25 protein-coding genes and 1 tRNA gene are annotated in these 24,634 nt (G+C 68.6%); 15 read left to right on the top strand and 11 right to left on the bottom strand.

The window, feature by feature from the left end; all coding sequences use genetic code 11:
* The first annotated feature begins 48 nt into the window (after positions 1 to 48).
* The 3 genes from H6G16_RS02165 to H6G16_RS02155 are packed head-to-tail and all read left to right on the top strand — an operon-like array spanning position 49 to position 905.
* On the top strand, positions 49 to 318 hold the full coding sequence (locus tag H6G16_RS02165) for a hypothetical protein (protein WP_190388684.1): 270 nt from the start codon (positions 49 to 51) through the stop codon (positions 316 to 318).
* Positions 315 to 605, top strand: a complete 291-nt coding sequence (locus H6G16_RS02160) for a DUF3181 family protein (RefSeq protein WP_190388683.1) — start codon at positions 315 to 317, stop codon at positions 603 to 605. The genes H6G16_RS02165 and H6G16_RS02160 overlap by 4 nt, the downstream gene beginning before the upstream one ends.
* Positions 606 to 629: 24 nt before the next feature.
* On the top strand, positions 630 to 905 hold the full coding sequence (locus H6G16_RS02155) for a cytochrome-c oxidase (RefSeq protein WP_190388682.1): 276 nt from the start codon (positions 630 to 632) through the stop codon (positions 903 to 905).
* Here the strand turns inward: H6G16_RS02155 and murJ are convergent.
* Positions 902 to 2,524, bottom strand: a complete 1,623-nt coding sequence (gene murJ, locus H6G16_RS02150) for a murein biosynthesis integral membrane protein MurJ (RefSeq protein WP_190388681.1) — start codon at positions 2,522 to 2,524, stop codon at positions 902 to 904. The two genes, H6G16_RS02155 and murJ, sit on opposite strands and share 4 nt — an antisense overlap.
* A 66-nt stretch (positions 2,525 to 2,590) precedes the next feature.
* Here murJ and sfsA point away from each other — a divergent pair, with 66 nt between their 5' ends.
* From sfsA to H6G16_RS02135, 3 genes are all read left to right on the top strand, one after another.
* A complete protein-coding gene (gene sfsA / locus H6G16_RS02145) occupies positions 2,591 to 3,355 on the top strand; it encodes a DNA/RNA nuclease SfsA (protein WP_190388680.1) in 765 nt (254 codons plus the stop codon).
* Between the two features lie 26 nt (positions 3,356 to 3,381).
* A complete protein-coding gene (locus tag H6G16_RS02140) occupies positions 3,382 to 4,578 on the top strand; it encodes a 4-hydroxy-3-methylbut-2-enyl diphosphate reductase (RefSeq protein WP_190388679.1) in 1,197 nt (398 codons plus the stop codon).
* A gap of 145 nt (positions 4,579 to 4,723) precedes the next feature.
* The gene (locus tag H6G16_RS02135; protein WP_242036117.1) at positions 4,724 to 5,353 is read left to right on the top strand and encodes a DUF1997 domain-containing protein; all 630 of its coding nucleotides are present in this window, start codon (positions 4,724 to 4,726) and stop codon (positions 5,351 to 5,353) included.
* Between the two features lie 17 nt (positions 5,354 to 5,370).
* Here the strand turns inward: H6G16_RS02135 and H6G16_RS02130 are convergent, their stop codons facing one another.
* Both H6G16_RS02130 and purH read right to left on the bottom strand, forming a co-directional pair.
* Positions 5,371 to 5,835, bottom strand: a complete 465-nt coding sequence (locus H6G16_RS02130; protein ID WP_190388678.1) for a DUF4079 domain-containing protein — start codon at positions 5,833 to 5,835, stop codon at positions 5,371 to 5,373.
* Positions 5,836 to 5,930: 95 nt separating this feature from the next.
* Positions 5,931 to 7,475: a bifunctional phosphoribosylaminoimidazolecarboxamide formyltransferase/IMP cyclohydrolase gene (gene purH, locus H6G16_RS02125; RefSeq protein ID WP_190388677.1), complete on the bottom strand. Its 1,545-nt coding sequence runs from the start codon at positions 7,473 to 7,475 to the stop codon at positions 5,931 to 5,933.
* 53 nt (positions 7,476 to 7,528) lie between these two features.
* Here purH and H6G16_RS02120 point away from each other — a divergent pair, with 53 nt between their 5' ends.
* Positions 7,529 to 8,152 (top strand): dienelactone hydrolase family protein, encoded by a 624-nt coding sequence (locus H6G16_RS02120; RefSeq protein WP_347238755.1) that lies wholly within the window; start codon positions 7,529 to 7,531, stop codon positions 8,150 to 8,152.
* Between the two features lie 35 nt (positions 8,153 to 8,187).
* On the opposite strand, the gene H6G16_RS02115 is transcribed toward H6G16_RS02120, so the two are convergent.
* The gene (locus H6G16_RS02115) at positions 8,188 to 8,559 is read right to left on the bottom strand and encodes a DUF3155 domain-containing protein (RefSeq protein ID WP_190388676.1); all 372 of its coding nucleotides are present in this window, start codon (positions 8,557 to 8,559) and stop codon (positions 8,188 to 8,190) included.
* Positions 8,560 to 8,994: 435 nt separating this feature from the next.
* Between H6G16_RS02115 and H6G16_RS02110 the strand changes: the two genes are divergently transcribed.
* Positions 8,995 to 10,119 (top strand): HAMP domain-containing sensor histidine kinase, encoded by a 1,125-nt coding sequence (locus H6G16_RS02110; protein ID WP_190388675.1) that lies wholly within the window; start codon positions 8,995 to 8,997, stop codon positions 10,117 to 10,119.
* Here the strand turns inward: H6G16_RS02110 and H6G16_RS02105 are convergent.
* The gene (locus H6G16_RS02105; RefSeq protein ID WP_242036108.1) at positions 10,088 to 10,855 is read right to left on the bottom strand and encodes an adenosylcobinamide-GDP ribazoletransferase; all 768 of its coding nucleotides are present in this window, start codon (positions 10,853 to 10,855) and stop codon (positions 10,088 to 10,090) included. The genes H6G16_RS02110 and H6G16_RS02105 overlap by 32 nt on opposite strands.
* 37 nt (positions 10,856 to 10,892) lie before the next feature.
* On the opposite strand from H6G16_RS02105, the gene tgt reads away from it, so the two are divergent.
* Positions 10,893 to 12,026, top strand: a complete 1,134-nt coding sequence (tgt, locus tag H6G16_RS02100; RefSeq protein WP_190388740.1) for a tRNA guanosine(34) transglycosylase Tgt — start codon at positions 10,893 to 10,895, stop codon at positions 12,024 to 12,026.
* 29 nt (positions 12,027 to 12,055) lie between these two features.
* A complete protein-coding gene (locus tag H6G16_RS02095; RefSeq protein ID WP_094589924.1) occupies positions 12,056 to 12,199 on the top strand; it encodes a photosystem II reaction center protein K in 144 nt (47 codons plus the stop codon).
* Between the two features lie 52 nt (positions 12,200 to 12,251).
* On the opposite strand, the gene H6G16_RS02090 is transcribed toward H6G16_RS02095, so the two are convergent.
* On the bottom strand, positions 12,252 to 12,977 hold the full coding sequence (locus H6G16_RS02090) for a WecB/TagA/CpsF family glycosyltransferase (protein ID WP_190388674.1): 726 nt from the start codon (positions 12,975 to 12,977) through the stop codon (positions 12,252 to 12,254).
* A 59-nt stretch (positions 12,978 to 13,036) separates the two neighbouring features.
* On the opposite strand from H6G16_RS02090, the gene H6G16_RS02085 reads away from it, so the two are divergent.
* Entirely contained in the window at positions 13,037 to 16,282 is a 3,246-nt protein-coding gene (locus H6G16_RS02085; RefSeq protein WP_242036107.1) for a glycoside hydrolase family 15 protein, read from the top strand.
* Here the strand turns inward: H6G16_RS02085 and H6G16_RS02080 are convergent.
* The 4 genes from H6G16_RS02080 to H6G16_RS02065 form a co-directional block, all read right to left on the bottom strand.
* On the bottom strand, positions 16,279 to 17,271 hold the full coding sequence (locus tag H6G16_RS02080; protein ID WP_190388673.1) for a Gfo/Idh/MocA family oxidoreductase: 993 nt from the start codon (positions 17,269 to 17,271) through the stop codon (positions 16,279 to 16,281). The two genes, H6G16_RS02085 and H6G16_RS02080, sit on opposite strands and share 4 nt — an antisense overlap.
* Positions 17,268 to 18,593: a CNNM domain-containing protein gene (locus H6G16_RS02075; RefSeq protein ID WP_190388738.1), complete on the bottom strand. Its 1,326-nt coding sequence runs from the start codon at positions 18,591 to 18,593 to the stop codon at positions 17,268 to 17,270. Before H6G16_RS02075 ends, H6G16_RS02080 begins: the two co-directional genes overlap by 4 nt.
* A 69-nt stretch (positions 18,594 to 18,662) precedes the next feature.
* Positions 18,663 to 18,735 (bottom strand) — tRNA-Ile (locus H6G16_RS02070).
* Between the two features lie 12 nt (positions 18,736 to 18,747).
* A complete protein-coding gene (locus H6G16_RS02065) occupies positions 18,748 to 19,308 on the bottom strand; it encodes an Occludin/ELL family protein (RefSeq protein WP_242036106.1) in 561 nt (186 codons plus the stop codon).
* A gap of 75 nt (positions 19,309 to 19,383) precedes the next feature.
* On the opposite strand from H6G16_RS02065, the gene pyrE reads away from it, so the two are divergent.
* Together pyrE and H6G16_RS02055 are read left to right on the top strand one after the other, a co-directional pair.
* On the top strand, positions 19,384 to 19,992 hold the full coding sequence (gene pyrE / locus H6G16_RS02060; protein WP_190388672.1) for an orotate phosphoribosyltransferase: 609 nt from the start codon (positions 19,384 to 19,386) through the stop codon (positions 19,990 to 19,992).
* A complete protein-coding gene (locus H6G16_RS02055) occupies positions 19,989 to 20,936 on the top strand; it encodes a folate-binding protein (protein ID WP_190388671.1) in 948 nt (315 codons plus the stop codon). Before pyrE ends, H6G16_RS02055 begins: the two co-directional genes overlap by 4 nt.
* 11 nt (positions 20,937 to 20,947) lie before the next feature.
* Here the strand turns inward: H6G16_RS02055 and H6G16_RS02050 are convergent, their stop codons facing one another.
* Entirely contained in the window at positions 20,948 to 22,450 is a 1,503-nt protein-coding gene (locus tag H6G16_RS02050) for a TM0106 family RecB-like putative nuclease (RefSeq protein WP_190388670.1), read from the bottom strand.
* Positions 22,451 to 22,523: 73 nt separating this feature from the next.
* Between H6G16_RS02050 and H6G16_RS02045 the strand changes: the two genes are divergently transcribed.
* Both H6G16_RS02045 and rdgB read left to right on the top strand, forming a co-directional pair.
* Entirely contained in the window at positions 22,524 to 23,993 is a 1,470-nt protein-coding gene (locus H6G16_RS02045; protein ID WP_190388669.1) for a phosphoglucomutase/phosphomannomutase family protein, read from the top strand.
* A 20-nt stretch (positions 23,994 to 24,013) separates the two neighbouring features.
* Positions 24,014 to 24,625 (top strand): RdgB/HAM1 family non-canonical purine NTP pyrophosphatase, encoded by a 612-nt coding sequence (gene rdgB / locus H6G16_RS02040; RefSeq protein WP_190388668.1) that lies wholly within the window; start codon positions 24,014 to 24,016, stop codon positions 24,623 to 24,625.
* Positions 24,626 to 24,634: the final 9 nt, after the last annotated feature.

The raw sequence follows: 24,634 nt of genomic DNA, 5'->3' as shown, positions 1-24,634 counted from the left end.
CATTCTCACCGCACGGAGGGCCCATCCGTCAAATCCCTGCCCCTTCCCATGCCCATTCGCTGGTACGGCCCCGCCAACCCCGAAGACCCCACCTACAGGCACTTCGAGCGGATTGTGAACCTCACGCTCCATGCCGCCCTGTTCGCCGCCCTCAACAGCGGACTCTGGGTGGTTCAGGAGCTGCGCCACCCCTGGAGTCACCTCAACTGGCTCAGCCTGGGCTGGTTGCTGGTGCTGCTGGTCCACGCCGGGGTGGTGGTGGCCCTGCGTCCAGCCCCGGAACCCCACAGCACCCAGCCAACCAACCCTGAGCCATGACCCTCAACGCCGCCGATCTCAAGGACCTCGAACTGGCCCTCGCCGACCGGCTCTATCTGCAGGTGGCCAGCTGGCACCTCTACCTAGGCGATGCCGGCCTGGCCCAGACCCTGGCGATCGAGTGTTCCGCCCGAGTGGACCAGGGGGCCGGCGTGTGCGCCAGGCAGGCCCTGGAAGCCGTGCAGGTGCCGATCGGCGGTGGACCGACCCGACTGCCCCTGGCCCGGCTCGTGCCAGCCGGTCAGTTGCGCGATCTTGAAGAGGTGCTGGAACCGTTTTGCCGATAAGGTTGCGCCACCTGGCGACGGGCTGTGCTGGTCATTGAGGTCACCAACGCCCGCGACGTGGTGCGTCAACGCATGGGCCGGCTGGGAAGCCGCCTGATCGGCAAGGTCGTCGATGCCGATGCCCAGGTGGAGAAAGCGCTCATCCAGGAACTGGAAACCGCCTTCAAGGAGTTCGGCATCGAAGCTCGAATCTTTTCGGTGGATGGGCCCCGCATGCTGGGGCGTTCCCACCTGGAGATTCCGGTGCAGGTTCGGGCGGAACGGGATGTCCGTCTCGACAACTCGCGGCTCGACAGCTAGCGCCGCCCCAGACGGGGCAGGCGGCCCCGCAGCTGGGCCAGCAGATCCGTCACTTCCGGCACCCGGGCCAGGCTCGCCAGGACGCCGTACACCAGCACGCCGACGCCCCCGGCGAAGCCACACTCCAACAGGCGCCCCACCAACCCCGAAGGCCAGGCCACCCCGGCCGCCAGACCCCAGGCGGCCAAGCCGCCCAGCACCGCCGCGCCGAACAACAGCAGGGTGTCGCGCAACCAAACCCGCAGGGGCAACCCGCCCAGGCGGGCCTGGAGCGCCAGCAGCAGCCCCACGCATGTGATCAGGTTCACCGCCACGGTGGCCAGCACCAAACCGGCCGCACCGCAGTAGAGCCGGGGGAGCAGCAGGCCCTGAACCGGCACCGGTCCGCCGACGAAGGCCCAGCAGAAGACGGCGTTGAGGCCAATGCCCGCCATCGACCAGCGGAACGGGGTGACCCCGTCACCCAAGGCGTAAAAGACCCGCACCAGCACGTCGCGGGCCAGATAGGCAGGCATGCCGATGCCGTAGGCCATCAGCAGGGTGCCCACCAGCTCGGCCGCACCGGCATTGAAGGCCCCCCGCTCGTAAATCAGGGCCACGATCGGCACCGCCAGGCCCACCATCAGGGCGCCCAGCGGCAGCATGCTGGCGTTGGAGAGCATCAAACCCTGGCGGATGCGGCCGATCAGCTCCGGCCGGTCCTCCGGGGCCGTGAGCCGGGCGTACACGGGCAGGAGCGGCACCAACAGGGCATTGGAGAGCAGCCCCAGGGGGGTCTGCACCAGGAGATTGGCGTAACCGAGTCCCGCGGCCGCAGCCGGAATGCCGGAGGCGAAGAACAGCGACACGAACACATTGATCTGCAGCATCCCCGAGGAGAGGGTGGCGGGCCCCATCACCTGCAACACCTCACGCACCCCGGGATCCTTCCAGTCCCACACCAGCTGGAACCGGTGCAGCCCCTGGCGGGCCAGGGCGGGCAGCTGGATCAGCCACTGCAACACCGCCCCCAGGGTGGTGGAGCCGGCCAGCACGACCCCGCCGAGCACCGCCGTGGCGGGCAGGGTGATGGAGGCGCCGAGCTGCCACCAGAGCACGCCGATGCCGGCAATCACCGCCACGCTGGACAGCAGGGGGCTCACCGAGGGCAGCCAGAACTCATCGGCCGCATTGAGGGCGCCAAAGCCCAGCCCGATCAGCCCGGCGAACAGGGCCATGGGCGCCATCCAGCGCAACTGCAGGACAGCGATGTCGTGTCGGACGGCATCAAGGCCCGGACCCACCAGGGTGATCAGGGGGTCCGCAAACACGAGCAACAGGACGGTGACCCCGATCAGGCCAGTCCCCACCAGGGTGTTGATCGCCGCCAGCACATGGGCACCCTCCTGGCGGGGCCGACGCGCCAGCACGCTCACCATGGCGCTGTGGAAGGGGCCATTGATGCCGCCCAGCAGGATCAGCAGAAAGCCCGGCAGCACATAGGCGTAGTTGTAAGCGTCGTAGGCCGCACCCACGCCGAAGGCCGCAGCGATGGCCTGCTGCCGCACCAGGCCGGCCACCTTGCTGAGGGCCGTGGCAAGCGCCACGACCAGGGCAATGCGCCTGAGGGACTTCGCCATCCGGTGGGAACCTGGACCCTGGGAGTTGAGCGGCAGTATGGCTGGCACGCACCCAGCCGCCCTGCCATGGCCACCCCTGTGCTCAGCCTTGGTCCTCTGGTGGAAGGCACCCTGGTGAAGCGCTACAAGCGCTTTTTGGCCGATGTCGAACTGGAGAGCGGGGAGGTGGTCACAGCCCATTGCCCGAACACCGGTCCCATGACCGGCGTGCTCCATCCGGGCGGCCGGGTACGGCTGCGCCATGCCCCCTCGCCGAGCCGCAAGCTGGCCTGGACCTGGGAGCAGGCCGAGGTGATCGGCGCAGCCGGCACCCCGATCTGGGTGGGCATCAACACGGCCCTGCCCAACCATCTGGTGCGGGCCACGATCGAGGCCGGGTGCCTGGAGCCCTGGCTCGGCCCCATCGCCGCCATCCGGGCGGAGGTGCCCTACGGCGAGGGGCGCCGCAGCCGCATCGATCTGCTGCTCACCCCAGCCGAGGGGGCCGCCGATCCCCGGCCCATCTATCTCGAAGTCAAAAACACCACCTGGACCGAGGGCGAGCTGGCCCTGTTCCCCGACACGGTGACCGAACGGGGGCAAAAGCACCTGGTGGAACTGATGGCACTGTTGCCGGACTCCCGGGCCGTGCTGGTGCCCTGCCTCAGCCGCGGCGACGTGAACCGTTTCGCCCCGGGAGATGCGGCCGACCCGCGCTACGGCGAGCTATTCCGCCAGGCGCTGGCGGCCGGCGTAGAGGTGCTGCCCTGCCGCTACAACTTCACGGCCGACACGGTGAGCTGGCAGGGGCTGGCCACCGTTGAGCAACGGGGTCCCTCCGAGGGCCCATAGAGTCGGGTCACCCAGCTCCAGATGTTGTGGATACCCGCGCCTTCAAACGCTCGCTGCACCACTCCGAGCGCTACAACCGCCGCGGTTTCGGCCTGGGCGAAGAGGTGGCCGGCAGCCTGGAGCAGGCCTACCAAAGCGATCTGATCGCCAAGCTGCGCGGCAACGGCTACGTGCTCGAGCGCGGCCGCCTGACCGTGCGACTGGCCGAGGCCTTCGGCTTCTGCTGGGGCGTGGAGCGGGCCGTGGCCATGGCCTACGAAACCCGGCGCCACTACCCCACCGAGCGGATCTGGATCACCAACGAGATCATTCACAACCCCTCGGTGAACGACCACCTGCGGGAGATGGACGTGCAGTTCATCCAGGTGGATGAGGGGGTGAAGGACTTCTCCGACGTGGCCAGCGGCGATGTGGTGATCCTGCCGGCCTTCGGCGCCACCGTGCAGGAGATGCAGTTGCTGAACGAGCGCGGCTGCCACATCGTCGACACCACCTGCCCCTGGGTGTCCAAGGTGTGGAACACCGTGGAGAAGCACAAGAAGCATGACTTCACCTCGATCATCCACGGCAAGGTGAAGCACGAGGAAACCCTCGCCACCAGCTCCTTCGCGGGCACTTACCTGGTGGTGCTGGATCTGGCCGAGGCCCAGCTGGTGTGCGACTACATCCTCGGCCGGGGCGACCGGGAAGCCTTCATGACGCGCTTCGCCAAGGCCTGCTCCCCGGGCTTCGACCCCGACCGGGACCTCGTGCGGGTGGGCGTGGCCAACCAGACCACCATGCTCAAGAGCGAAACCGAGGACATCGGCCGGCTGTTCGAGCGCACCATGCTGCAGCGCTTCGGCCCCGCCGAGCTCAATGAGCACTTCCTGGCCTTCAACACCATCTGTGACGCCACCCAGGAGCGTCAGGACGCCATGTTCTCCCTGGTGGATGAGCCCCTCGATCTGATGGTGGTGATCGGCGGCTACAACTCCTCGAACACCACCCACCTGCAGGAGATCGCCGTGAGCCGGGGCATCCGCTCCTTCCACATCGACACCCCCGAACGCATCGGTCCCGGCAACCGCATCGAGCACATGCCGCTGGGCGGTGCGCTGGAGACCGAACGGCCCTTTCTGCCCGAGGGGCCGATCCGGGTGGGCATCACCTCCGGAGCCTCCACTCCCGATCGGGTGGTGGAGGACGTGATCGAGCGCCTGATCGAACTCTGCGAGGCCTGATCCGCTCCCCACTGGACCCGCACGGTTGATGTCCGGGTGTCACAGCGGAGCCCGACGGGACGCCGCACTGCCTTTACATTGATTAAAGATTGAATCTGTCCGTCTCCGATCTGGCCGCCGCCAGGAGTTTCAGCCGTTGTCTCTGCTGTTGTCGACCGCACCGCTGGACCCAGGCCTCGCCCAGGGCGATCCCCAGGGCCTCCGCCACAGCGAGGACCAGCGCGTCCGGCGCTATGCGAGCGCCTTCGCCGACGTGATGGAAATGCGGGCAGCGTCGCCGGTGGTGTCCGACTACCTGGACCACCACGAGGGCTGGTTTCGGCGCTGTGCCGCTCCGATGAAAGTGGAGCCCATCGGCCACCGGGGCTACTCCCTGACCCTGGGCACCTTTGGCAACTTTGGCTTCGAGGTGGAACCCACCATCGGCCTGGAACTCCTGCCACAGGACCAGGGGCTCTACCGGATCCTCACCGTGCCCCAGCCCTGCAGCGACCCCAATCTCGATGGGCTCTATGACGTGGAATTCAACGCCTCGCTGCAACTCGATGAAACTAGCACCTTGACGCTGGTGCGCTGGCAACTGGATCTCAGTGTCTGGATCCGCCTTCCCGGGGTGATCACCCTGCTGCCCGAGGGCCTGGTGCAATCAAGCGGCGACCACCTGCTCAAGCAGATCGTGCGGCAGATCTCCCGAAAGCTCACCTGGAAGGTCCAGGAAGATTTCCATGCCAGCCACAACCTCGAGTGCCCGCCAAGACGGCGGGCCCAGTTCTGAGGAGCAGCCTGAACGGCTCAGGTGGGCCTCTTCTCCCAGATCTTGGCCAGGATCTGCAGACCGGTGAAGGCCTGCCACAGGAACAGGGTCATCATCGCCATGTTCAGGCCCACATGGGCCTTGCGGGCGATCAGATTTCCGTGCTGCATCAGGGGTGAGAGCGACACTGCCAGCGCAATCAGGCAGGTCATGGCAATGCCCACCAACAGGTGGGGGCCCACGAAGAGCTTGCCGTTGTTGAGGTAGGTCACGGCCATACCCCCGAAGGTGCCTAGCACCATCAGCACCAGGATCAGGCTGCCGATCTGGAAATGGCGGCGGGCGTACTGCCCCTTGATCAGGTCCTTGCGATCTTCAGCCGTAGCCGTGCGGGTTTTCTTGGCTTTGATGCCCAGGAACATCCCATAGCTGGAGAGGGCCAGCAGCCCCACCATCAGCAGGGGATGGAGAAAGTTCAGGTTGTAGGCAAGCGCTTCAGACATGGCGTCAAAGGGGACCAGAGGGGTGGCAGCGGGGAGCCGCAGAAGAACTGGGCTGATCGAGCGAAGCTACAACTCACGCCGACCGGCGTCGGGATCTAGTGGAGGAAATGGCGGCGACCGGTCACCACCATCGCCAGGCCCAGGGTGTTGCAGGCCGCGATGGAATCGGCATCGCGCACACTGCCGCCGGGCTGAATCACGGCCGTGATGCCGTAGCCCGCCGCCAGCCGCACGGTGTCATCGAAGGGGAAGAAGCCATCACTGGCCAACACAGCGCCTCGCGCTTTTTCGGCAGCAGCCTCCAGGGCCAGGCGGGCCGAGCCCACCCGGTTCATCTGACCCGCACCGATACCGAGGCTCTGACCGCCCCGGGCGACGGTGATGGCGTTGGAGCGCACGTGCCGCACCAGCTTCCAGGCAAAGCGCAGATCATCCAGCTCCTGGGCCGTGGGCTGGCGGTCACTGACCACCTGCCAGTCGGCCTCCGCCACCGGTTGGTCATCGAGCTCCTGCACCAACACCCCGCCCAGCAGGCTGCGCAGCTGGCGACGGGAGGCGCGGGTGATCGCTTCCGGGGCCAGCTCGAGCAGCCGCAGATTGGCTCTGGCAGCCAGTTGCTCCCGGGCCGCCGCGTCAAAGCCCGGCGCCACCACGCACTCCAGGAAGAGGCTGGAGAGCTGCTCCGCGGCCCCCAGCCCCACCGGGGTGTTGAGAGCGACGATGCCCCCGAAGGCCGAAAGGCGATCGGCATCCAGGGCCCGGGTCAGGGCATCGGCCCCATCCCGGCCCGTGGCCACACCGCAGGGATTGGTGTGCTTGACCACCACCGCGGCCGGTTCGGCTCCGGGTCCGTAGCCAAACTCCCGCACGGTGGCGAGGGCCGCATCGAGGTCGATCAGGTTGTTGTAGCTGAGCTCCTTGCCCTGGAGTTGCTGGGCCGCACCCCAGCCAGCCGCGGGCTCGCTGTGCCAGGTGGCCGGTTGGTGGGGGTTCTCGCCGTAGCGCAGGCTTTGGCGGGCCGGCAGGTCGAGACGCAGGGGTTCCGCCTCGGACGGGGCCGCCAGGCGGGCCTCCAGCCAGCTGCTGATCGCGGCGTCGTAGCTGGCGGTGTGCTGGAACGCCTCCAGCGCCAGTTGGCGCCGCAGGGCCGCAGTCAGCCCACCGGCACCCAGGGCGGCAAGGAAGGCCCCGTACTGGCTGGGGCTGGTCAACACCGCCACGTCAGCGTGGTTCTTGGCGGCGGCCCGCACCATGGCCGGCCCACCAATGTCGATGTTTTCGATGGCGGTGTCAAAGGCCACCGCCGGATCGGCCACCGTCTCGCGGAAGGGGTAGAGGTTCACCACCACCACATCGATGGCAGCGATGCCCTGGGCGGCCAGATCGGCCTGGTGGCTGGGCTCATCGCGACGGGCCAGGATGCCGCCGTGGATCCGCGGATGCAGGGTCTTGACCCGGCCCCCCAGGATCTCCGGAGCTCCGGTGTGCTCGGCCACCTTGGTGACGGGCAGTCCGGCAGCCTGAAGGGCCGCCGCCGTACCGCCGCTGGAGATCAGGGCATAGCCCGCCTGCAGCAGTCCCTGGGCCAGGGGCACCAACCCCTCCTTGTTGGACACACTGAGAAGGGCCGTGGGCGCCATGGCTGCCGAATTGCGGGTCTGGAGCCAACCTACGCAGCAGCAGCTCCCCCGCCGTGACCCATCCCAACCCGGAGCCCGGCCTGATCCGGCTGGGCCCCGACCGCAGCCCGCGACGGCTGGTGCTCCTGCACGGCTGGGGAGCCGACGCCGACGACCTGCTCGACCTGGCGGAGGTGCTGGTGGAGCCCACGGTGAGCGTGGTGGCCCTGCAGGCACCCTTGCCCCACCCGGGCGGCAGCGGTCGCCAGTGGTACGACTTGCAGGAGCCAAACTGGCCCCAGCTCCCGGCAGCCAGAGCGAATCTGGTCGCGCGGTTACGGACGCTGGCCTCAGAGGTTCCCCTGGAACAGACGGTGCTGCTCGGCTTCTCCCAGGGGGCCGCCATGGCCCTGGATGTGGCCACGGCCGGGGAAGGCCTGCCCCTGGCAGGCCTGATCAGCTGCAGCGGCTACCCCCATCCAGCCTGGGAGCCTGGCCTGCAATCGAACAAATCAATCCTGCTCACGCACGGCGAGCAGGATCCGGTGGTGCCCTACGGGGCCAGTGAAGTGCTCCAAAAGCAGTTGCGTCAAAGCGGGTTCGACGCGGACCTGATTGGCTTTGCCGGCGGACACACCATCGACAGCAGCCTGTTCCCCGCCCTACGCGAGTACCTGACAAGCCAATGGCCTGGCTGAGGGGCCAGCCAGGCTCACGGACGGGCCGTCAGTTTTCAGACAAAGGCGTACTCGTACTCCTCCATCTCCTCCCAGTCGTCGGCGGCAAGGGCCTCAATGCCTTCGAACAGGACCTCCTCTCCGATGCGATCGACGATCGAACGCAGGGACGGGAACAGGAAGTGGTTTTCCTCGGCGTACTGGGCGCTGAACAGACCCTTCTCGCCCCAGAAGAAGCGGTCGGTGGTGTGCTCGTTGCGGCGGACGTTGAGGATCGCCGGGGGCACCAGCAGCTCCTCGGCGATGTAGCGACGGGCGGCGGTGACCGGCTTATGGGAGCCGGTCTCCAGATTGAAGGTGGGGACATGCGCCAGCACCCGCTGGCCTGCGAGCCGGCGACGGCTGATCCGCTTGCGCTTCTTGGACATTGAGCTGCTCCCGCTGGGGGAGGATTGAGGGGACGAGAAGAAACCGGAGGGGGGAACGGACCTTGGGAGCGCAAGACATGCGCAGGGCCCGTGACTCAGCCCGCCCAGCCATCCGAAAGGCCGGACAGCACGGGCGACGCCCAAACGTTCTGTTGTCCGGAGGGGTCAGCAGGCCCAAAGGTCAGTGACGCCACAACCCGCCCATTCGGGTTGCGGAACAGCAGAGAGGAGGGATCGGCGAGAAGTCGGATCTGTCTCTGCTGTAGCCTCGAAAACCTCAAAGGGCAACCGAGGGTGAGGGTGTCACGACGATGAGCCGCTGCCCGCTTGCGGACCGCGTCGTATTGGTCGATACCAAGGATCTTAAGACTTTTTCCCGGTTTTCACACACCCGTTCGAAAATTTCTGCGGCAGGACGGCGGTTGAACGCCCCAGATGCAAGTCTCCACCCGCTTTTCAGCCCTGCTCCGCTTCCAGTTGGCCCAGTTCGCCGACCGGGCTGATCTGCGCTCCTTGGTGGTCTACGTGACCCAGCCAGGCAATGGCAGCGCCCCCAGCCTGGTGCCGATCGGCCAGTGGCCCAGCGATGGTCGGGCCCTCCCGCCCGTGGAGGCCAGCAGCCCCCTGCGGGTGCCATCCGAGGAACGGCGCTGGCTGCCGCTGCGGCACCAGAACGTGTTGCTGGGGGCGATTCAGGTGGAAACCTCGGTGGTGCCCTGGCCTGACACCCTCGGCCAGCGGTTGCAGGCCGTCGCCCTCTGCCTCACCGAGGCCCTCTGCCTGGATCTGGAACAACAGCGGCTGCAACGCACCCTGCAGGAGCAACACGCGGAACTGGACCTGCTGCTGCATCAGCTGCGCAACCCCCTGGCCGCCCTGCGCACCTTTGGCCAGTTGCTGTTGCGGCGCCTCGAGCAGGACAACCAGAATCGACCCCTGGTGGAGGGGCTCCTGGCGGAGCAACGCCAGCTCAACCGCTACGTCGATGCCCTCTCCCAGCTGGGCCAGCGCGACACTCCGGCGGTCACGGGCGACGCCAGCCAGCCCCTGCTGCTGCCCCCCGTGTTAATCGGACCCGAGGGAGAGCCCCTGCAGGACTGGCTCGAGCCCCTGCTGCAACGGGCTGCGGCCACGGCAGCCCTCCAGGGCCGCCCCTGGCACCCACCCGCCTGCATTCCGAGCTGGCGGGGCGACAGTGGCGCCGTAGCCGAGATCCTGGCCAACCTGCTGGAAAATGCGTTCCGTTACAGCCCCGCCGGCAGCGCCATCGGACTCCACTGCCAGGCCACCACGGCGGGCCCCTGGCAACTGACGGTCTGGGATGCCGGCGAGCCGATTGCCGCCGAAGAGCGTGGGGCGATCTTCGAGCGGGGCTTCCGGGGCCGCGCGGGCCAGGCCCGAACGGGCACCGGCCTGGGCCTGGCCCTGGCCAGGGACCTGGCCCGAAACCTCGGCGGCGACCTCACCCTGGTGCTCCCGCCAGCCGCCATCGCCCCGGAGCTGCCAGGGCACGGCAATGCGTTCTGCCTCAGCCTGCCAGCCGCAGCCCCAGGCCACTGAGCAGCAGAGCCAGGGTCTCCACCCACTCCACGCAAGCGCCGTAGCTGTCCCCGCTGTGGCCGCCCAGCCGGCGCCCGAACCACAGGGGCACCAGCAGCGCCGGCAGGATGCCGATCCCATCGGGCAGCGGCCAACCGGCCCAGGCCCAGGCCAGCACGGCCAGCAACAGGGCCAGCAGCGCCGGTACCAACTCCGGCAGCAAACCCCGCCAGTGCTGCCGGTGGAAGGCGGCACTGCCCTGGTCCCGCAGATAGGGAAACCACGCCATCGCCAGCAGGGGGGCCACCCGGCCCCAGAACGCAGCCCAGAGAAGGGCCAACGGAGCTGCCGTGGCCAGGCAGGCCAGCGCCGCCACCCGCAGCAACAACAACAGCGCCAGGGCCTGCACCCCGGAAGCCCCGACGCGGCTGTCCGCCATCGCCTCCAGGGCCCGGGAACCGGCACCGAGACCATCGGCCGTGTCCATCGCCCCATCTACATGCAGGCCGCCCGTGAGCACCAGGCCAAGGGCAAGCACCAGGGCCACCTGGGCACCGAGCGGCAGCCAGCTGGCCGTCAGCCACCAGAACAGGGCCTGAAGCCCCCCCAGCACCAGACCGATCAGGGGACCGAAGCGGGCGATCCGCTCAAAGCGCGGCGTCAGCCCAGGCCAGGCGGGCAAGACGGAATAGAACACCCAGGCCCCGGCCAGATCGGCAAGCCAGCCTGGGGTCAACGCGGGGAAAGGCTTCGACAAGCGACACCTAGCGTCAGAACAGCACCTCTTCGGCGCAATCAGCTTCCCACCCGCCTTCTCCTTCTCGATCACGGCCCAGTGCCCACGCACGCGGGCCCGCTGCGGCTGCTTCCACACCCCCCATGGCGTGGTCACCACCCCCCGCTTCATGCCGGTGGGCACCCTGGCCACGGTGAAGGGCATCACCACCAGCCAGCTGGGCGAAACAGGCGCCCAGATGGTGCTCTCCAACACGTACCACCTGCATCTGCAACCGGGCGAGCAGATCGTGGCCGACGCCGGTGGATTGCACCGCTTCATGGGCTGGAACGGCCCGATGCTGACCGATTCCGGTGGCTTCCAGGTGTTCAGCCTGGGCGACATCAACACGATCAACGACCACGGCGTGGTGTTCCGCTCACCCCGCGACGGAGCCCGGATCGAGCTCACGCCGGAGCGGGCCATGGAAATCCAAATGGCCCTGGGGGCCGATGTGGCCATGGCCTTCGACCAGTGCCCCCCCTATCCCGCCAGCGAGGCAGACGTGGCTGCCGCCTGCCGGCGCACCCACAGCTGGCTGGAGCGCTGCGTCAGCAGCCACACCAAGGCCGATCAGGCCCTGTTCGGCATCGTGCAGGGGGGCTGCTTTCCCCACCTGCGCCGGGACTCAGCCCAGGTGGTGGCCTCGATGGGCCTGCCGGGCATCGCCGTGGGGGGCGTGAGTGTGGGGGAACCCGCCGAGGAGATGCACCGGATCGTGCGCCAGGTGGGGGCGCTGCTGCCCGAGGCCGTGCCCCACTACCTGATGGGAGTGGGAACCCTGCGGGAAATGGCCATCGCCGTGGCCAATGGCTTCGACCTGTTCGACTGCGTGATCCCCACCCGCCTGGGCCGCCACGGCGCTGCCCTGGTGGGCGGCGAGCGCTGGAACCTCAAGAACGCCCGCTTCCGCCACGACCACACGCCGCTGGATGCCAGCTGCCCCTGCCTGGCCTGCCGGCAGCACAGCCGGGCCTACCTGCACCACCTGATCAAGAGCGAAGAACTGCTGGGCAAGATCCTGCTGAGCCTGCACAACATCACCCAGCTGGTGCGCTTCACCAGCGCCATGGGCCGGGCCATCGAGGACGGCTGTTTTGCAGAGGATTTCGCTCCCTGGGAACCCGAGTCTCCGGCCGCCCACACGTGGTAGCGTCCGCCTCACGCTCAGCGATTTTCGGGATGGCCGCCTACGCCCTGCAGACCCTGGCCCAGCTCCCCGAGGCCTACCAGGCCTTCGGCCCCCTGGTGGACATCCTGCCGATCATCCCCCTGTTCTTCCTGCTGCTGGCCTTTGTGTGGCAAGCCTCGGTGGGTTTCCGCTGAACCCTTGGGGCTCCCTGAAGCTGAGGAGTTTCCACGCGTTCAGATTCACCCCTCATCCCTGCCGGAGCACGGCCCAGGCGAAGGCGGGCAGGGAGAGCATTCGACGCCAGCGCGCCGGCTCCTGAAGCAGCCGATACAACCACTCAATCTGTAGGGCTCCCATCCAGGCGGGGGCCCTTTTTTTGACCCCAGCCCAGACGTCAAAGCTGCCACCCACGCCCATCCACAGGCCGACGCGCCGCCCCGGAAACTGCTGAATCCAGGTTTCCTGCCGCGGCACCCCGAGGGCCACCAGCACCAGGTCCGGCCGGGCAGCCAGGAGCTGCTGCTCGAGGCCTGGCCAGGCCTCCTGTGGCTGGTAGCCGTGGGCCGTGAGCACCAGCTGGAGCCCGGGGAGCTCCCGGCGCAGTCGCTGGGTGAGTTGCTCCATCACCGCGGGGGAAGCGCCCACAAGGGCCACCTTCCAACCCTGGGCAGCCGCATGGGTCAACAGATCCCGGGCGAGCTCGATCCCGGGGCTGCGCCGCACCCGGTAGCCCTGGCGCCCGAGGGCCCACACCACCCCGGCGCCATCGGGAATCACCAGGGACGCCGCAGCGATGGCCGCGCCCAGGGCAGGGTCCGCCTTGGCCGCCATGGTCATCTCCGCATTCAGGGTGACGATCTGGCCCCCGCCCTGCTGGTGCAGCGCCAGGGCAGCGTCGAACACGTCGGGGCACACGCTCACCGGGACCCCCAGGACGCTGGTGCGGAGAGGTTCGGTTGCCGTTGCTGCCATCAGGGGTGCGGTGCGGGTGGAGAATCTATGGCTGGCCTGTCACTGGCACTGGGACATCGATGGCGCAATCCCTGCCGATGAAGGGTTCCACCGACGGCACCGGTGCGACTGACGCGCCAAAACCGAACGTCGCCCATCCTGCCCAGGCCTGGGCGGTGCTGCAGGAGCTCGACGCCCAGATCGATCGGGTGGTGCTGGCCCGCCAGCATCCGATCACCGGCCTGCTGCCCGCCAGCACCGCCCACACCGTGCACGGCAACTACGGCGATGCCTGGGTGCGCGACTGCGTCTATTCGATCCAGTGCGTCTGGGGTCTGGCCCTGGCCCATCGGCGGCTGCGGGGAGCGAACCGGCGGGTGTACGAGCTGGAGGCCCGGGTGCTGCAGCTGATGCGCGGCCTGCTCAACGCCATGCTGCGCCAGGCGCCGAAGGTGGAGCGGTTCAAACACAGCCTGCACCGGCTGCATGCCATCCACGCCAAGTTCGACACGGCCACCGGGGCCCCGGTGGTGCCCGACGACGGCTGGGGCCATCTCCAGCTGGATGCCACCGCCCTGTTCCTGTTGCAGCTGGCCCAGCTGACCCGCTCTGGCCTGGTGGTGCTGCAGAGCAGCCACGAGTGCGACTTCGTGCAAAACCTCGTGTACTACGTGGCACGGGCCTACCGGGTGTCCGACTACGGCATCTGGGAACGGGGAGACAAGGGCAACCACGGCCAACCCGAGCGCAACGCCAGCTCGATCGGCCTGGTGAAGGCCGCCCTCGAATCCCTGGAGGGCCTGGACCTCTTCGGCCCCCATGGCGACGGCAGCTGCTGTCTGGTGATCCCCCACGACGCGATCGTGCGGCTGCGCCGCGCCCTGCGAAGCCTGCTGCCCAGGGAATCAGCCAGCAAGGAGGTCGACAGTGCCTGCCTCTCGGTGATTGGCTATCCAGCCTGGGCCGTGGAAGATCCCCAGCTGAGCCAGCGCACCCGGGCCAAGATCCGCACGGAACTGGGGGGCACCTACGGCTACAAGCGCTTTCGCCGCGACGGCCACCAGACCGTGGTCGAAGACCACACCCGCCTGCATTACGAGCGGGAGGAACTGGCCGAATTCGAGCACCTGGAGTGTGAGTGGCCCCTGTTCTGGGCCTACGAGCTGATCACGGCCTGTTGCGAGGAGCGCTGGGAGGAAGCGCGCCAGTGGCGCCAGCGTCTGGCGGCGGTGAGTCTGGAGCAGGAGGGGGGTGCGCTCCTGCCCGAGCTCTACCTTGTGCCCGAGGAGGCGATTGAGGCGGAACGGCGCCAGCCGGGCAGCCAGCGCCGGGTGGCCAATCCCAACGTTCCCCTGCTCTGGACCCAGAGCCTCACCTGGCTCTCCGACCTGCTCCTGCATGGACTGATCACCCCGGACGACCTGGATCCGATCGGACGCCGGCGACCCAGCCCCCTGGGCGCTGAGCAGGTGCTTGTGGCCCTGGTGCCCGGCACTCCCGCCATCACCACGGCCTTGCGGGCCGCGGGTCTCCCCGTTGCCCACGACAGCGCCCACCCCGGCAACGTGCAGATCGGCAGCTCCCGGGCCCTGGCCCAGCGGATGGCCCAAGTCGGGGCCAACCCCAAGCTGGGGCTCACGGGCCATCCCCGGGTGCGGATGGAAACCATGGCCACGGCGCGCCTCTACCGGCAGGGCGACAGCCAGCACGCCTTTCTGCCTGCCGTCCTCGAGGAGGACACCTTCTATCTCGCCGACGACCCCGAACAGCTGGTCGACACCGTCCGGGCAGAAGTGCGCCTGCTGCAACGTCACTGGCGGGGGAGCGGCGCACCGCTGCTGCTGGTGCCCGTGGCCCCAGGGGCCTTCCAGGCCAATCCAGAGGCCTTTCTGAGGCTGGGGCGCGAGCTGCAGGGGGGCCTGCTCGACGGCGTGCCGGTGCAGCTGGCCCCCCTGGCTGAGCTGGTGGATCAGGCCTGCTGGGTTTCCTTGCCCCCCCAGGCCATCCCGGGATCCAGCCCGGAGTCCCCGGCGCCGATCCCCCTGCGGGCCAGCACCAGCCAGGCCCCCCTGTCCGCCCGGGAGGAACAGGAGCTCGAGCGCGACGACATCAGCATCGGCGAACTGGCCGAGCGGCTCTGGCGCAGTTCGTCCCTGGAGGAGCAAGGCGAGGTGCTGGAGCAGCTGGTGCGGCGCCTGGGGCCGGATTCCCGCCTGCAGGGGCCCGCGGGAAGCCAGGCCGTGCGGCTGCGGGATCTGCTGGAGGAGGTCTACCGCCGCGCTTTGGCCGAAGCCGACTGGAACGTGGTGCGGCGGGTGGCAGGGTCCCTGGACCTGGTGCATCCCCAGCTGGAGGATGCCCTCACCGACCTGTTGGTGCGCCAGAAGCAGGTGGTGGTGGGACGGAACTACACCAGCGATTCCCGGATCAGGGAACCCCAGGGCAGCGCCAGCATCGCCGCCATGATCAAGCGCTTCAGCGGGGAAGATGGCCGGGAATGGATGCTGCAGCAGGAACTGCTGCTGGCCCTCGATGGCCTGGCCCGGCGCGAGCCTGACCTACTCAATGGCAGCCTCACCCTGCAATTGGGGCAGCTGCTGCTGTTGCTCACCGGTGAGCTGGCCACCGAAGCCGACCTCAGTCCAATCGACGCCTTTGAAGCCCTCTGCGACCAACCCCCCCACGCCATCCAACGGCGGTTGCGGGCCGTGCTCGCCGACCTGGAACACGCCAAGGCTGCCCTGCAGCGCAAGGAACAACTGCATGTGAGCGGGCGGGTGCGCTGGGACGTGCCCGATCCCCTCGAGGAGCTGCCCAGGGAGGGCTGCTGGCTGCAGCACCGCCTGCGCCTCGGCGCCCTGGGCCGGGTGCCCCGGGATTTCTATCCCGGCATCTGGGATCTGCTGCACCACTGCCGTGGCATCGTCATAGGCGACAAACTGGAGAAACGCAACCGGCTCGACAGCGCTCCGCTGCTGAGCGAGAAGACCCCGGGCGAACACAACTTCGCCGCCCTTGTGGATCACCTGCTGAGCAAGATTGAGGCCCCGGACTACCGCCAGCTCTGCACCGAAACCCTGATCACCCTGATCGCCTTCGTGGGGGCCAACCCCACGGTGGTCTTCGACGATGACCTCGTCCTCGACGTGGTGATCGGTCACGCCGTGCGGGTGGGCTGGCAAGAACGACATCCCACCATCCCCCCAGAGCAGTACGGCCAGCACAAGGCGGATGCCTGGGATGCGTTTTACCTCTCCTCACCGGCGGACTGCCGCCACTGGCAACTGGCAGCCCTGCGGCAGCTCACCGAGACCAGCAAGGCCTAGATCGGCTCGTCGAGGCTCATGCAGAGGTTGGGCTGCTCCACGCACTGTTCGATCAGATCGGCCAGCTGGAGGGCCCGGGAGGCTTGCAGGCCATCGACCGCAGGGGTGTCGAGGCCACGCACGCAGCGCAGGAAATGCTCCAGCTCGGCATACAGCGGTTCGATCGACGTGGTGCTCACCTCCTCAATGAAGCCGTCGTTGCGGTAGACCAGCTCACCGTGGTCGGCACTCACAGACTCATGGGCCCGGCGGTGGATGCGCAGGGTTCGGTTGAGGAAATCGGTCTCCATCAAGCTGCTGCGGCAGTGGCAATACAGCCTCCGGATCTTGCGGTGCGCCATTTTGCTGGCCGTGAGGCTGGCCACCACGCCATTGGCGAAGGCCAGGGTGGCATTCACGTAGTCGATCGGCCCCTCGCTGCTGCGCCCCCCCGCCGCGGCCAGGCGGACCACAGGGGAGGCCGCCAGCTCCAGCACCAAATCAATGTCGTGGATCATCAGATCGAGCACCACCGACACGTCATTGGCCCGGTCGGCGTTGGGGCTGTGGCGCCGCGCCTCCAGCACCACCACCTCCTCATGGGCCACCACCTTCACCAACTCGCGGAAGGCGGGGTTGAAGCGCTCGATATGGCCCACCTGCAACAGGCGCCCCGCCTGCTCCGCGGCCTGGATCAGTTCAGCGGCTTCCTCCTGGCTGGCAGCGATCGGCTTCTCGATCAACACGTGCACTCCGGCGCGGAGGCAGGCCAGTCCGACGCGGTGGTGCAACAGGGTGGGCACGGCGATGCAGACCGCATCCACCTCAGGGAGCATGGCCTCGTAACTGGGAAACCAGCGACAGCGGAACTGTTCGGTAGCGAGTTGTCCACGAACCGGATCCGGATCAGCCACCCCCACCAGCTGGGCGTCCTTAATCAGGCTCAACACCCGGGCGTGGTGCCAGCCCATGTTGCCAATGCCGATGACACCCACACGCACAGGGTTCAAGGCAAGGGCTCGCGGCTGGCGGCATTATCAGTGATCGGCTCGGCCTGCGGTCGATCGATCTGGACCCGTTCGATGCGGGGACCATCCATGGCCAGCACGAGAAACTGATGGCCCTTCCAGCGCAGGCCCTCCCCAGGCGAGGGGATGTGCTGGAGCCGCTCGAGCAGAAAGCCCGCCAGGGTGTGGTGTCCTTCCGCCTCCGGCAGCTGCAGGGCCAGCTGGCGGTTGAGCTCGAAGATCTCCAGATCCCCAGCCACCGACCAGGACCCCTCCCCCAGCTGCTGGAGGTCCTGGGCCGCCTCCAGGGAACCGTCCTCTTCACCGACGATCTCACTGGTGAGGTCGGCCACGGTGACGAGCCCTTCGGTGCCGCCGTGTTCATCAACGACCACCAGCAGGGGCTGACCACTGCGAATCAGGGGCAGCAGGTCGGCCAGCGGTGTGCTCTCCTGAACCCGCGTGACGGGGGTGATGTAGGGCGCCAGGGGCGTATCGGCACTGAGCAGGCCCCTGGCGATGGGATCCGCCAGCCGCCTGAGGTCGAGCAGGCCGCGCACATCGTCGAGGGAGCTGCCGATCACGGGAAAGCGGGCATGGGCCGTGTCATGCACCTCGCGCATCAATTCCGCAAAACTGACGTCGAGGGGAAGGGTCACCATGCCGGCGCGCGGCACCATCACCTCGCGCACAAGCGTGTCGCGCAATGAGAAGACCCCCTCCAGGATGTTGCGTTCGTCGGGCATCAGACCCGTGACGCTGCCCGTTTCAATCAGGGTCTCCAGCTCGCCGGCGGACAGGACGGGCACCAGCTCATCCCAGTTGCGCGGCAGTCCCAGCAAGCGCAACAGAACACCACTGAAGCGTTCAATCAGCGAGAGCAGCGGTGCCAGGCTCCGGCTGACGGAATCCAGCAGGGGGGCAAGCCGCAGGGCCGAGACCTCGGGGCGGTGCAACACCCAGGCCTTGGGCAGCAGCCCCCCCAGCACGGTGGCGAGCAGCACCAGCACGAGAAAGACGGCGGCATCGAGCCACCCCTGGGGCCAGGGGCCCAGGCCAGGCTGGCTGGCCAGCCAGGCTCCCAGACGCTCAGCCAGCCCCCGGCCAGCCCAACCCAAGGCCACCAGGGCCAGAACCGCCCCCAGTTGGGTGGCCACCAACACGCGCCGCAGCCGGTGCTGCAGCTTGGCCACGGCCTTGGCCCCAGGCTCACCAGCTTCCTCGAGCTGCCGCACCCTGCTGGGCCGCAGCCGGATCAGGGCGAATTCCCCAGCCGCAAAGAAGGCCAACATGGCCAGCAGAATGGCCAGCGCCAGGACTTGAATCACGGGGAGACCCCACCCGGGGAGCCATCACTGGCCCGAGGATAGGGGTGGCTGGAGTCCCCAGCCAGATGGGGGTCGCGAGGATCGAACTCGCCTAAGGCGAATTATGAGTTCGCTGCATTCACCAGATTGCTAGACCCCCGAGGGGCCAGGGCTACCAGAGGCCCCGAACCGGCGCCCCGTAGCTGACCCCGCCATCCTGCCAAGCGCTCTGCTGGGGCACCCCGGCCGAGCCGAGGCTGCCGGAGTAGCCATTGGTCACATCAGCCGTGCGCCAGGGCATGGGGTCGCTTTGCTGCTCCAGCAACACCTGGTAGGTGTTCTCCACGGCGGTGCCATCCCAGACGATCGTCTGATCGGGGAAGCCAAAGCCCATGACCTTGGTGCCATCGCCACCACCGGTGGCAATTCCAAAGATATCCCTGACCTGGTTGGTCAGGCTGACGCCCCGGGCAAAGGGGGCGGTGTAACTGAAGAAGCGCTTCTCCATCAGTTGGGGGGTCGTCTGGACGACACCACAACGGGTCACTTCCACCGGCCCGCTGGCCGCCGTCTGACCGGTGACCAGAGGGGCTTCCAACGTCGTGGTGCAGACCACGGGCCCTGCCGAGGCCGGAGCCACCAGCAGGCCGCCGAGCGCCGCCCAGGAAACACCGAGCGCCAAGCGGGGGCCAACGGCACTGGTCAAAACGGTGAGGGGGTTTGCAATCGCCATGGATCCAGTCAGCCCTACAGCTGGACATGTCACGTTGGACGCAAACTAGTCAACCAATCGCGATTGCACCAGATCTTGTCGACCGTTTCTCCAGCTGCCACCTCCCCCGCCGCCAGCACGGGCGAACAGAAGGAGGCCCTGCTGCCGCTGCTCGCCACCCGGGCCTACCGCCACGGCACGTTCACCCTGGCTTCCGGGCGCACCAGCCACCACTACGTGAACTGCAAGCCCGTCAGCCTCAGCGGCACGGGGCTGGCCCTGCTGGGGGCCTTGATGCTGGAGCAGGTGGAACCTGAAGCCGTCGCCGTCGCGGGCCTCACCCTCGGAGCCGACCCCCTGGTGAGCGCCGTGGCGATGCGGGCCGCCTTGGGCGGACGGGAACTCGACGCCCTGATCGTGCGCAAGGAGGCCAAGGGGCATGGCACCGGCGCCTGGCTGGAGGGTCCGCTGCCGGAACCGGGGAGCACCATCACCGTGCTGGAAGACGTGGTCACCACCGGTGGCTCCTCGCTGAAGGCCGTGCACCAGCTGCGGGAAGCGGGTTATCAGGTGCAGCGGGTGGTGACGATCGTGGATCGCCAGGAAGGGGGCCTGGAGGCCATGACGGAGGCGGGACTGGAGCTGCGCAGCCTGTTTCTGCTGGAGGAGGTGGCGGCCGCGGCCGCCCAGCTGGCCACCCCATGACGGCCACTCCTTGGGACTGGCAGCCAGGCGGGCCCCGCCGCCGTCAGCAAGACGCCAGCCTGATCCGGCTTGAGGGCCCTGACACCCGGCGGTTCCTGCACGGCCAAACCAGTGCGGCGATCGAAACCCAGCAGCCCGGCAGCTGGATTCCCACCTGCTGCATCACGGCCACAGGCCGCCTCCGGGCCCTTGCGGAGGTGCTGGTCGATGACAACGGCGCCTGGCTGCTGCTGACCAGTGGCGACGCAGAGAGCATCTGGCAGGCCCTCGATCGGGTGCTGTTCCCCGCCGATCAGGTACGGCTGGGCCCCGTGATGCCAGCCCAGCTCATGGCTCCCGTTGGAGACGCCACCGAAAACCTGCCCAGGAGCCCCGAGGGCCGCTGGCTGGCCCTGGAGGACGGCAGCGGCTGGCTGGTGGGATCGCGATTGGTGCTGCAGCCCGACGCGGCACTGCCGCTCTGGCTGGCCGATCGCCCTCCCCTCTCCCCCCAGGAACAGGAGCGTTGGCGGATCCAACAGGGCACGCCAACCGCCCCAGGCGAAATCAACGAGGACACCAACCCCTTTGAAGTGGGCCTGGCCGATCGGGTGAGCCTGAGCAAGGGGTGCTACGTGGGCCAGGAAACCCTGGCGAAACTGGCGACCTACGACGGGGTGAAACGCCAACTGCGGCGCTGGCACTGGCACTCACCGGCCAGCACCAGCCCTGCCAGTGCCCTGTTCAGCCCAGGCGAAGGGGAGGACAGCAGCCGACGGGCCGGGCAGATCACCTCAGCTCTGCACCTCGGCGATGGCCTCTGGATCGGCCTGGCCCTGGTGCGCCGCCAGGCCCTGGATCAACCTGAACTCTTGGCCGGTAACGGACCCCAGGCTCCCTACCTGCAGCTGTCGCGGCCACCAGGGTTCGTGGATCCGCCGGTGGGAGCCGGTCGTCAGCCCTGAGGCCTGAGGAGTCAGGGCTGGGCCAAGAGCCAGCGCACCACGGCCCAGGTGGCCAGGCTGTCGTCGCGGTTGTAGAGAAAGATGCGCTGCAGTTGGTGGCGGCTGGCACGCCCCCGCGCCCCACCGGCCCGATGCCACTGCCGCCACTGCCGCCACCAGAGCAGGCAACGGGCCCCATCCACCCCCTTCTGGCTCCAGGCAAAGCCCAGCCAGGCCGCCACTGCCTTGAGTCCGTAGCTGCTCACCGGCAAGCGCCAGTGGCGCCGTACCCGGGCGTGCACATCCAGCATGCGCCCGCGCAGCCGCTGCACCTCAGCCTCACTGGCACCCTGGCGTTGGGCCAGGCGCACCAGGCCAATCACCTCGGTTTCGCCGTAGTGCAGCACCGGCCAATCTGGATAGCGGTCCAGCAGGCGCTGCAAGCGCTGCCACAGACGTTGCTCACCGTGTTCCTGGAGGGCCAACAGCGGCTGATACCGCGCCAACTCAGGATTCCAGCCCCCCCCAGGCTCCCGCTCCAGCACCAGGAACCCGTGCAGAAAGTCGTCGCGGGCATCGGGATCGGATTCGATGTCGTACAGCAGCACTCCGGGCGCTGCCTCCAGCTCAGGCAGCACCGGCTCGTGACCCAGCCGCTCGGGGACGCCGCTGGCCTGGACGCGGGCCTGGGCCACGAGCTCTGCAGCCATCTCCCGATGCTGCTCGCCGTAGACGGCGAGCTCCTCAGCCAGCTGCTCGGGCTCCCGGGCCGCCAGGGCCGCCAGGCTGGTCACCCCCAGCTCCAGCAACATCTCCCGGCGCTTGCCACCGATGCCACTCACCTCACTGAGGTGCCCCACCCCCACCGCCTCCCGGTCGCAAAGGCCGCGCCAACTGCAGAGCGTGCATTTCTTGCGGTCACTCACCAGGGGCGGAGGGGTGGATTGGTCCAGATCGGCAGCCAGGCGCAGCAGACTGTCGTCAAGTTGGTGCTGAAGCCCGCCGCCGAGGGCGAGCCGTTCCCGCTGCAGGGCCCGGCCGTCACCCGCCAGCACCAGCCCATGGGGAACGGGAGCCTGCTGGTGGTCAGCCAGCAAACGCCCCCACAGTCCCAGCACCAAACGAGCCTCCCGCGTCAGCCGCCGCCCCTGCCTGGCCAGCACGGGCCGGTAGGCGAAATCGCCCCAACGGCTCTGCCCCGCAATGCGCTCCAACAGGGCGGGATGGGCTTCCAGGGGAACCCCCAGCGCCAGAGGGGCCGTCCCCTTCAGACGCACCCCCACCACCCCAGGCGCCCCAGCGGCGCAGGCGGCCTCGCCGTGGCCAGGCCTGTTGGGCAGCAGGGTCTGAAAACTGCGCAGCTGATCGTGGAGGGCCAGGGCGCGATGGGCATTCCACTGACGGTCCTCCGGCGCACCAAAGCGATCGAGCCAGGCACGGCGCCGGCAGCGCAGCCAGCTGCGCAGCAGCCGATCGGTCAAGGGCGCCGGCGTCTGGGACAGAGGCGTTAGGGGCAGTGGCGTCAAGGAGGGCATCCACCAGCGCAAACGCTAGGGCTGGAGCGCCGGCGGCACAGCAGAATCGACCCAGCTCGGCGTTCCCGCCCCCATGGCCTCAGCCCCCCTGCCCCTGGAGGCCAGTCCGATCGCCTTCGGCACCGATGGCTGGCGCGGCATTCTCGGCGTCGACATCACCATGGAACGCCTGCTGCCGGTGGCGGCGGCCGCCGCCCAGGAACTGGCCCACTCCGCCCCCGAGGGCCTGGCCAGCCAGGAGGTGGTGATCGGCTACGACCGCCGCTTCCTGGCCCCCGAACTGGCTGAAGCGATCTGCAGCGCCGTGCGGGGCTGTGGCCTCGCACCCCTGCTCTGCGACACCCCCACTCCCACGCCCGCCGCCAGCTGGGCGGTGGTGCAACGCCAGGCCCTTGGCGCCCTGGTCATCACCGCCAGCCACAACCCGCCGGAATGGCTGGGCCTGAAAATCAAGGGCCCCTTCGGCGGCTCGGTGGAAGGCGACTTCACCCGCCGCGTGGAGACGCGACTGGCCGCGGGCGGCATCAGCGTGCCCATTGGAGGGAAACCGCCCCGCCTGGCGGCCCTGGACGCGTACGTGAGCGGACTCCAGGCCAAGGTGAACACCGCCGCCCTGGCGGATGGACTCGAGCGCCTGGGGCTCACCGTGATCGTCGACCCGATGCATGGCTCGGCGGCCGGGGTGCTGCCGGCCCTGCTGGGCGAACGGGCCAGCGCCAGCGGCGCCATCCGCGAAATCCGGGCGAACCGCGATCCCTTGTTTGGGGGCAATCCCCCCGAACCCCTCGCCCCCTACCTGGTCGACCTGATCGCCGCGGTTCGGGCCAGCACGGCCGCTGGCCGACCGGCGGTGGGAATCGTGTTCGACGGCGACGGGGACCGCATCGCCGCGGTGGATGAACGCGGCCGCTTCTGCAGCACCCAGCTGCTGATGCCCCTGTTCATCGACCACCTGGCCCGGGCCCGCCAGCTGCCGGGCTGCGTGATCAAAACCGTCAGCGGCTCCGACCTGATGCAGTTGGTGGCGGAGGGCCTGGGGCGCACCGTGCTGGAAAAGCCGGTGGGTTTCAAATACATCGCCGCCGAAATGCTGCAGGGTGAGGTGCTGGTGGGCGGTGAGGAGTCGGGCGGGGTGGGATTCGGCATGCACCTGCCCGAGCGCGATGCGCCCTTCGCGGCCCTGCTGCTGATCGAGGCGCTGGTGGAGGGCGGCGTGCCCCTGGGCGAGCGGATCGATGCCCTGCAGCAGCGCTGCGGGGGGGCCGCCGCCTACGACCGGCTCGACCTGCGCCTGCCCGACATGGAATCCCGCCGGCGGCTGGAGGCGACATTGGCCGCCGCCCCACCGCGCGAGGTCGCCGGCAGCCCCGTGTTGGAGGTGATCACCACCGATGGGGTGAAGCTGCGTCTTGGCCCCAGCCACTGGTTGATGCTGCGCTTTTCCGGCACCGAACCCCTGCTACGGCTCTACTGCGAAGCCCCCAGTGAGGCCCGGGTGCACGAGGTGCTGGGCTGGGCGCGCGCGCTGGCGGAGGCGATCTGACCCCCGTCCCTGCAGACGCCATGCCCCCCTCTTCCCCCAGCAAACTGGTGATCGCCAGTGGTAACGCCGGCAAGGTGCGCGAATTCAGCGCCCTGCTGGCCGACCTCGGCCTGGAGATCCAGCCCCAGCCGGTGGGGCTGGAGGTGGAAGAAACAGGCGCCACCTTTGCCGAAAATGCCCGCCTCAAGGCCATCGCCGTTGCGCAAGCCACCGGCGAATGGGCCCTGGCCGACGATTCGGGCCTGAGCGTGGATGCCCTGGGGGGTGCGCCCGGCGTGCATTCAGCCCGCTACGCCGACAGCGACAAGGCCCGCATCGCCCGACTGCTTCAGGAGCTCGAACGGGCCCACGCCGGCATGGGCCAGTCCAACCGCCAGGCCCATTTCGCCGCCGCCCTGGCCCTGGCCGACCCCAGCGGCCGCATTCAGCTCGAGGTGGAGGGGCGCTGCCCCGGCGTGATCCTGGAGACGCCGAGGGGCACGGGAGGCTTTGGCTACGACCCGGTGTTCCTGGTGCCGGCAGTCGGTCTCACCTTCGCGGAAATGGACAGTGCCCTGAAGGGCCAGATCGGTCACCGGGGCAGGGCCTTCGCCCAGCTCGCACCGGCCCTGCTCAAGCTGCTCAAGCTCTGATCAGCGGGC

It is taken from the genome of Cyanobium sp. FACHB-13342 (genome assembly GCF_014697415.1).
Taxonomy (GTDB): domain Bacteria; phylum Cyanobacteriota; class Cyanobacteriia; order PCC-6307; family Cyanobiaceae; genus Cyanobium_A.
The sequence above is the reverse complement of the archived record's forward strand: the minus strand, read 5'-3'. Positions and strand labels throughout refer to the sequence as shown.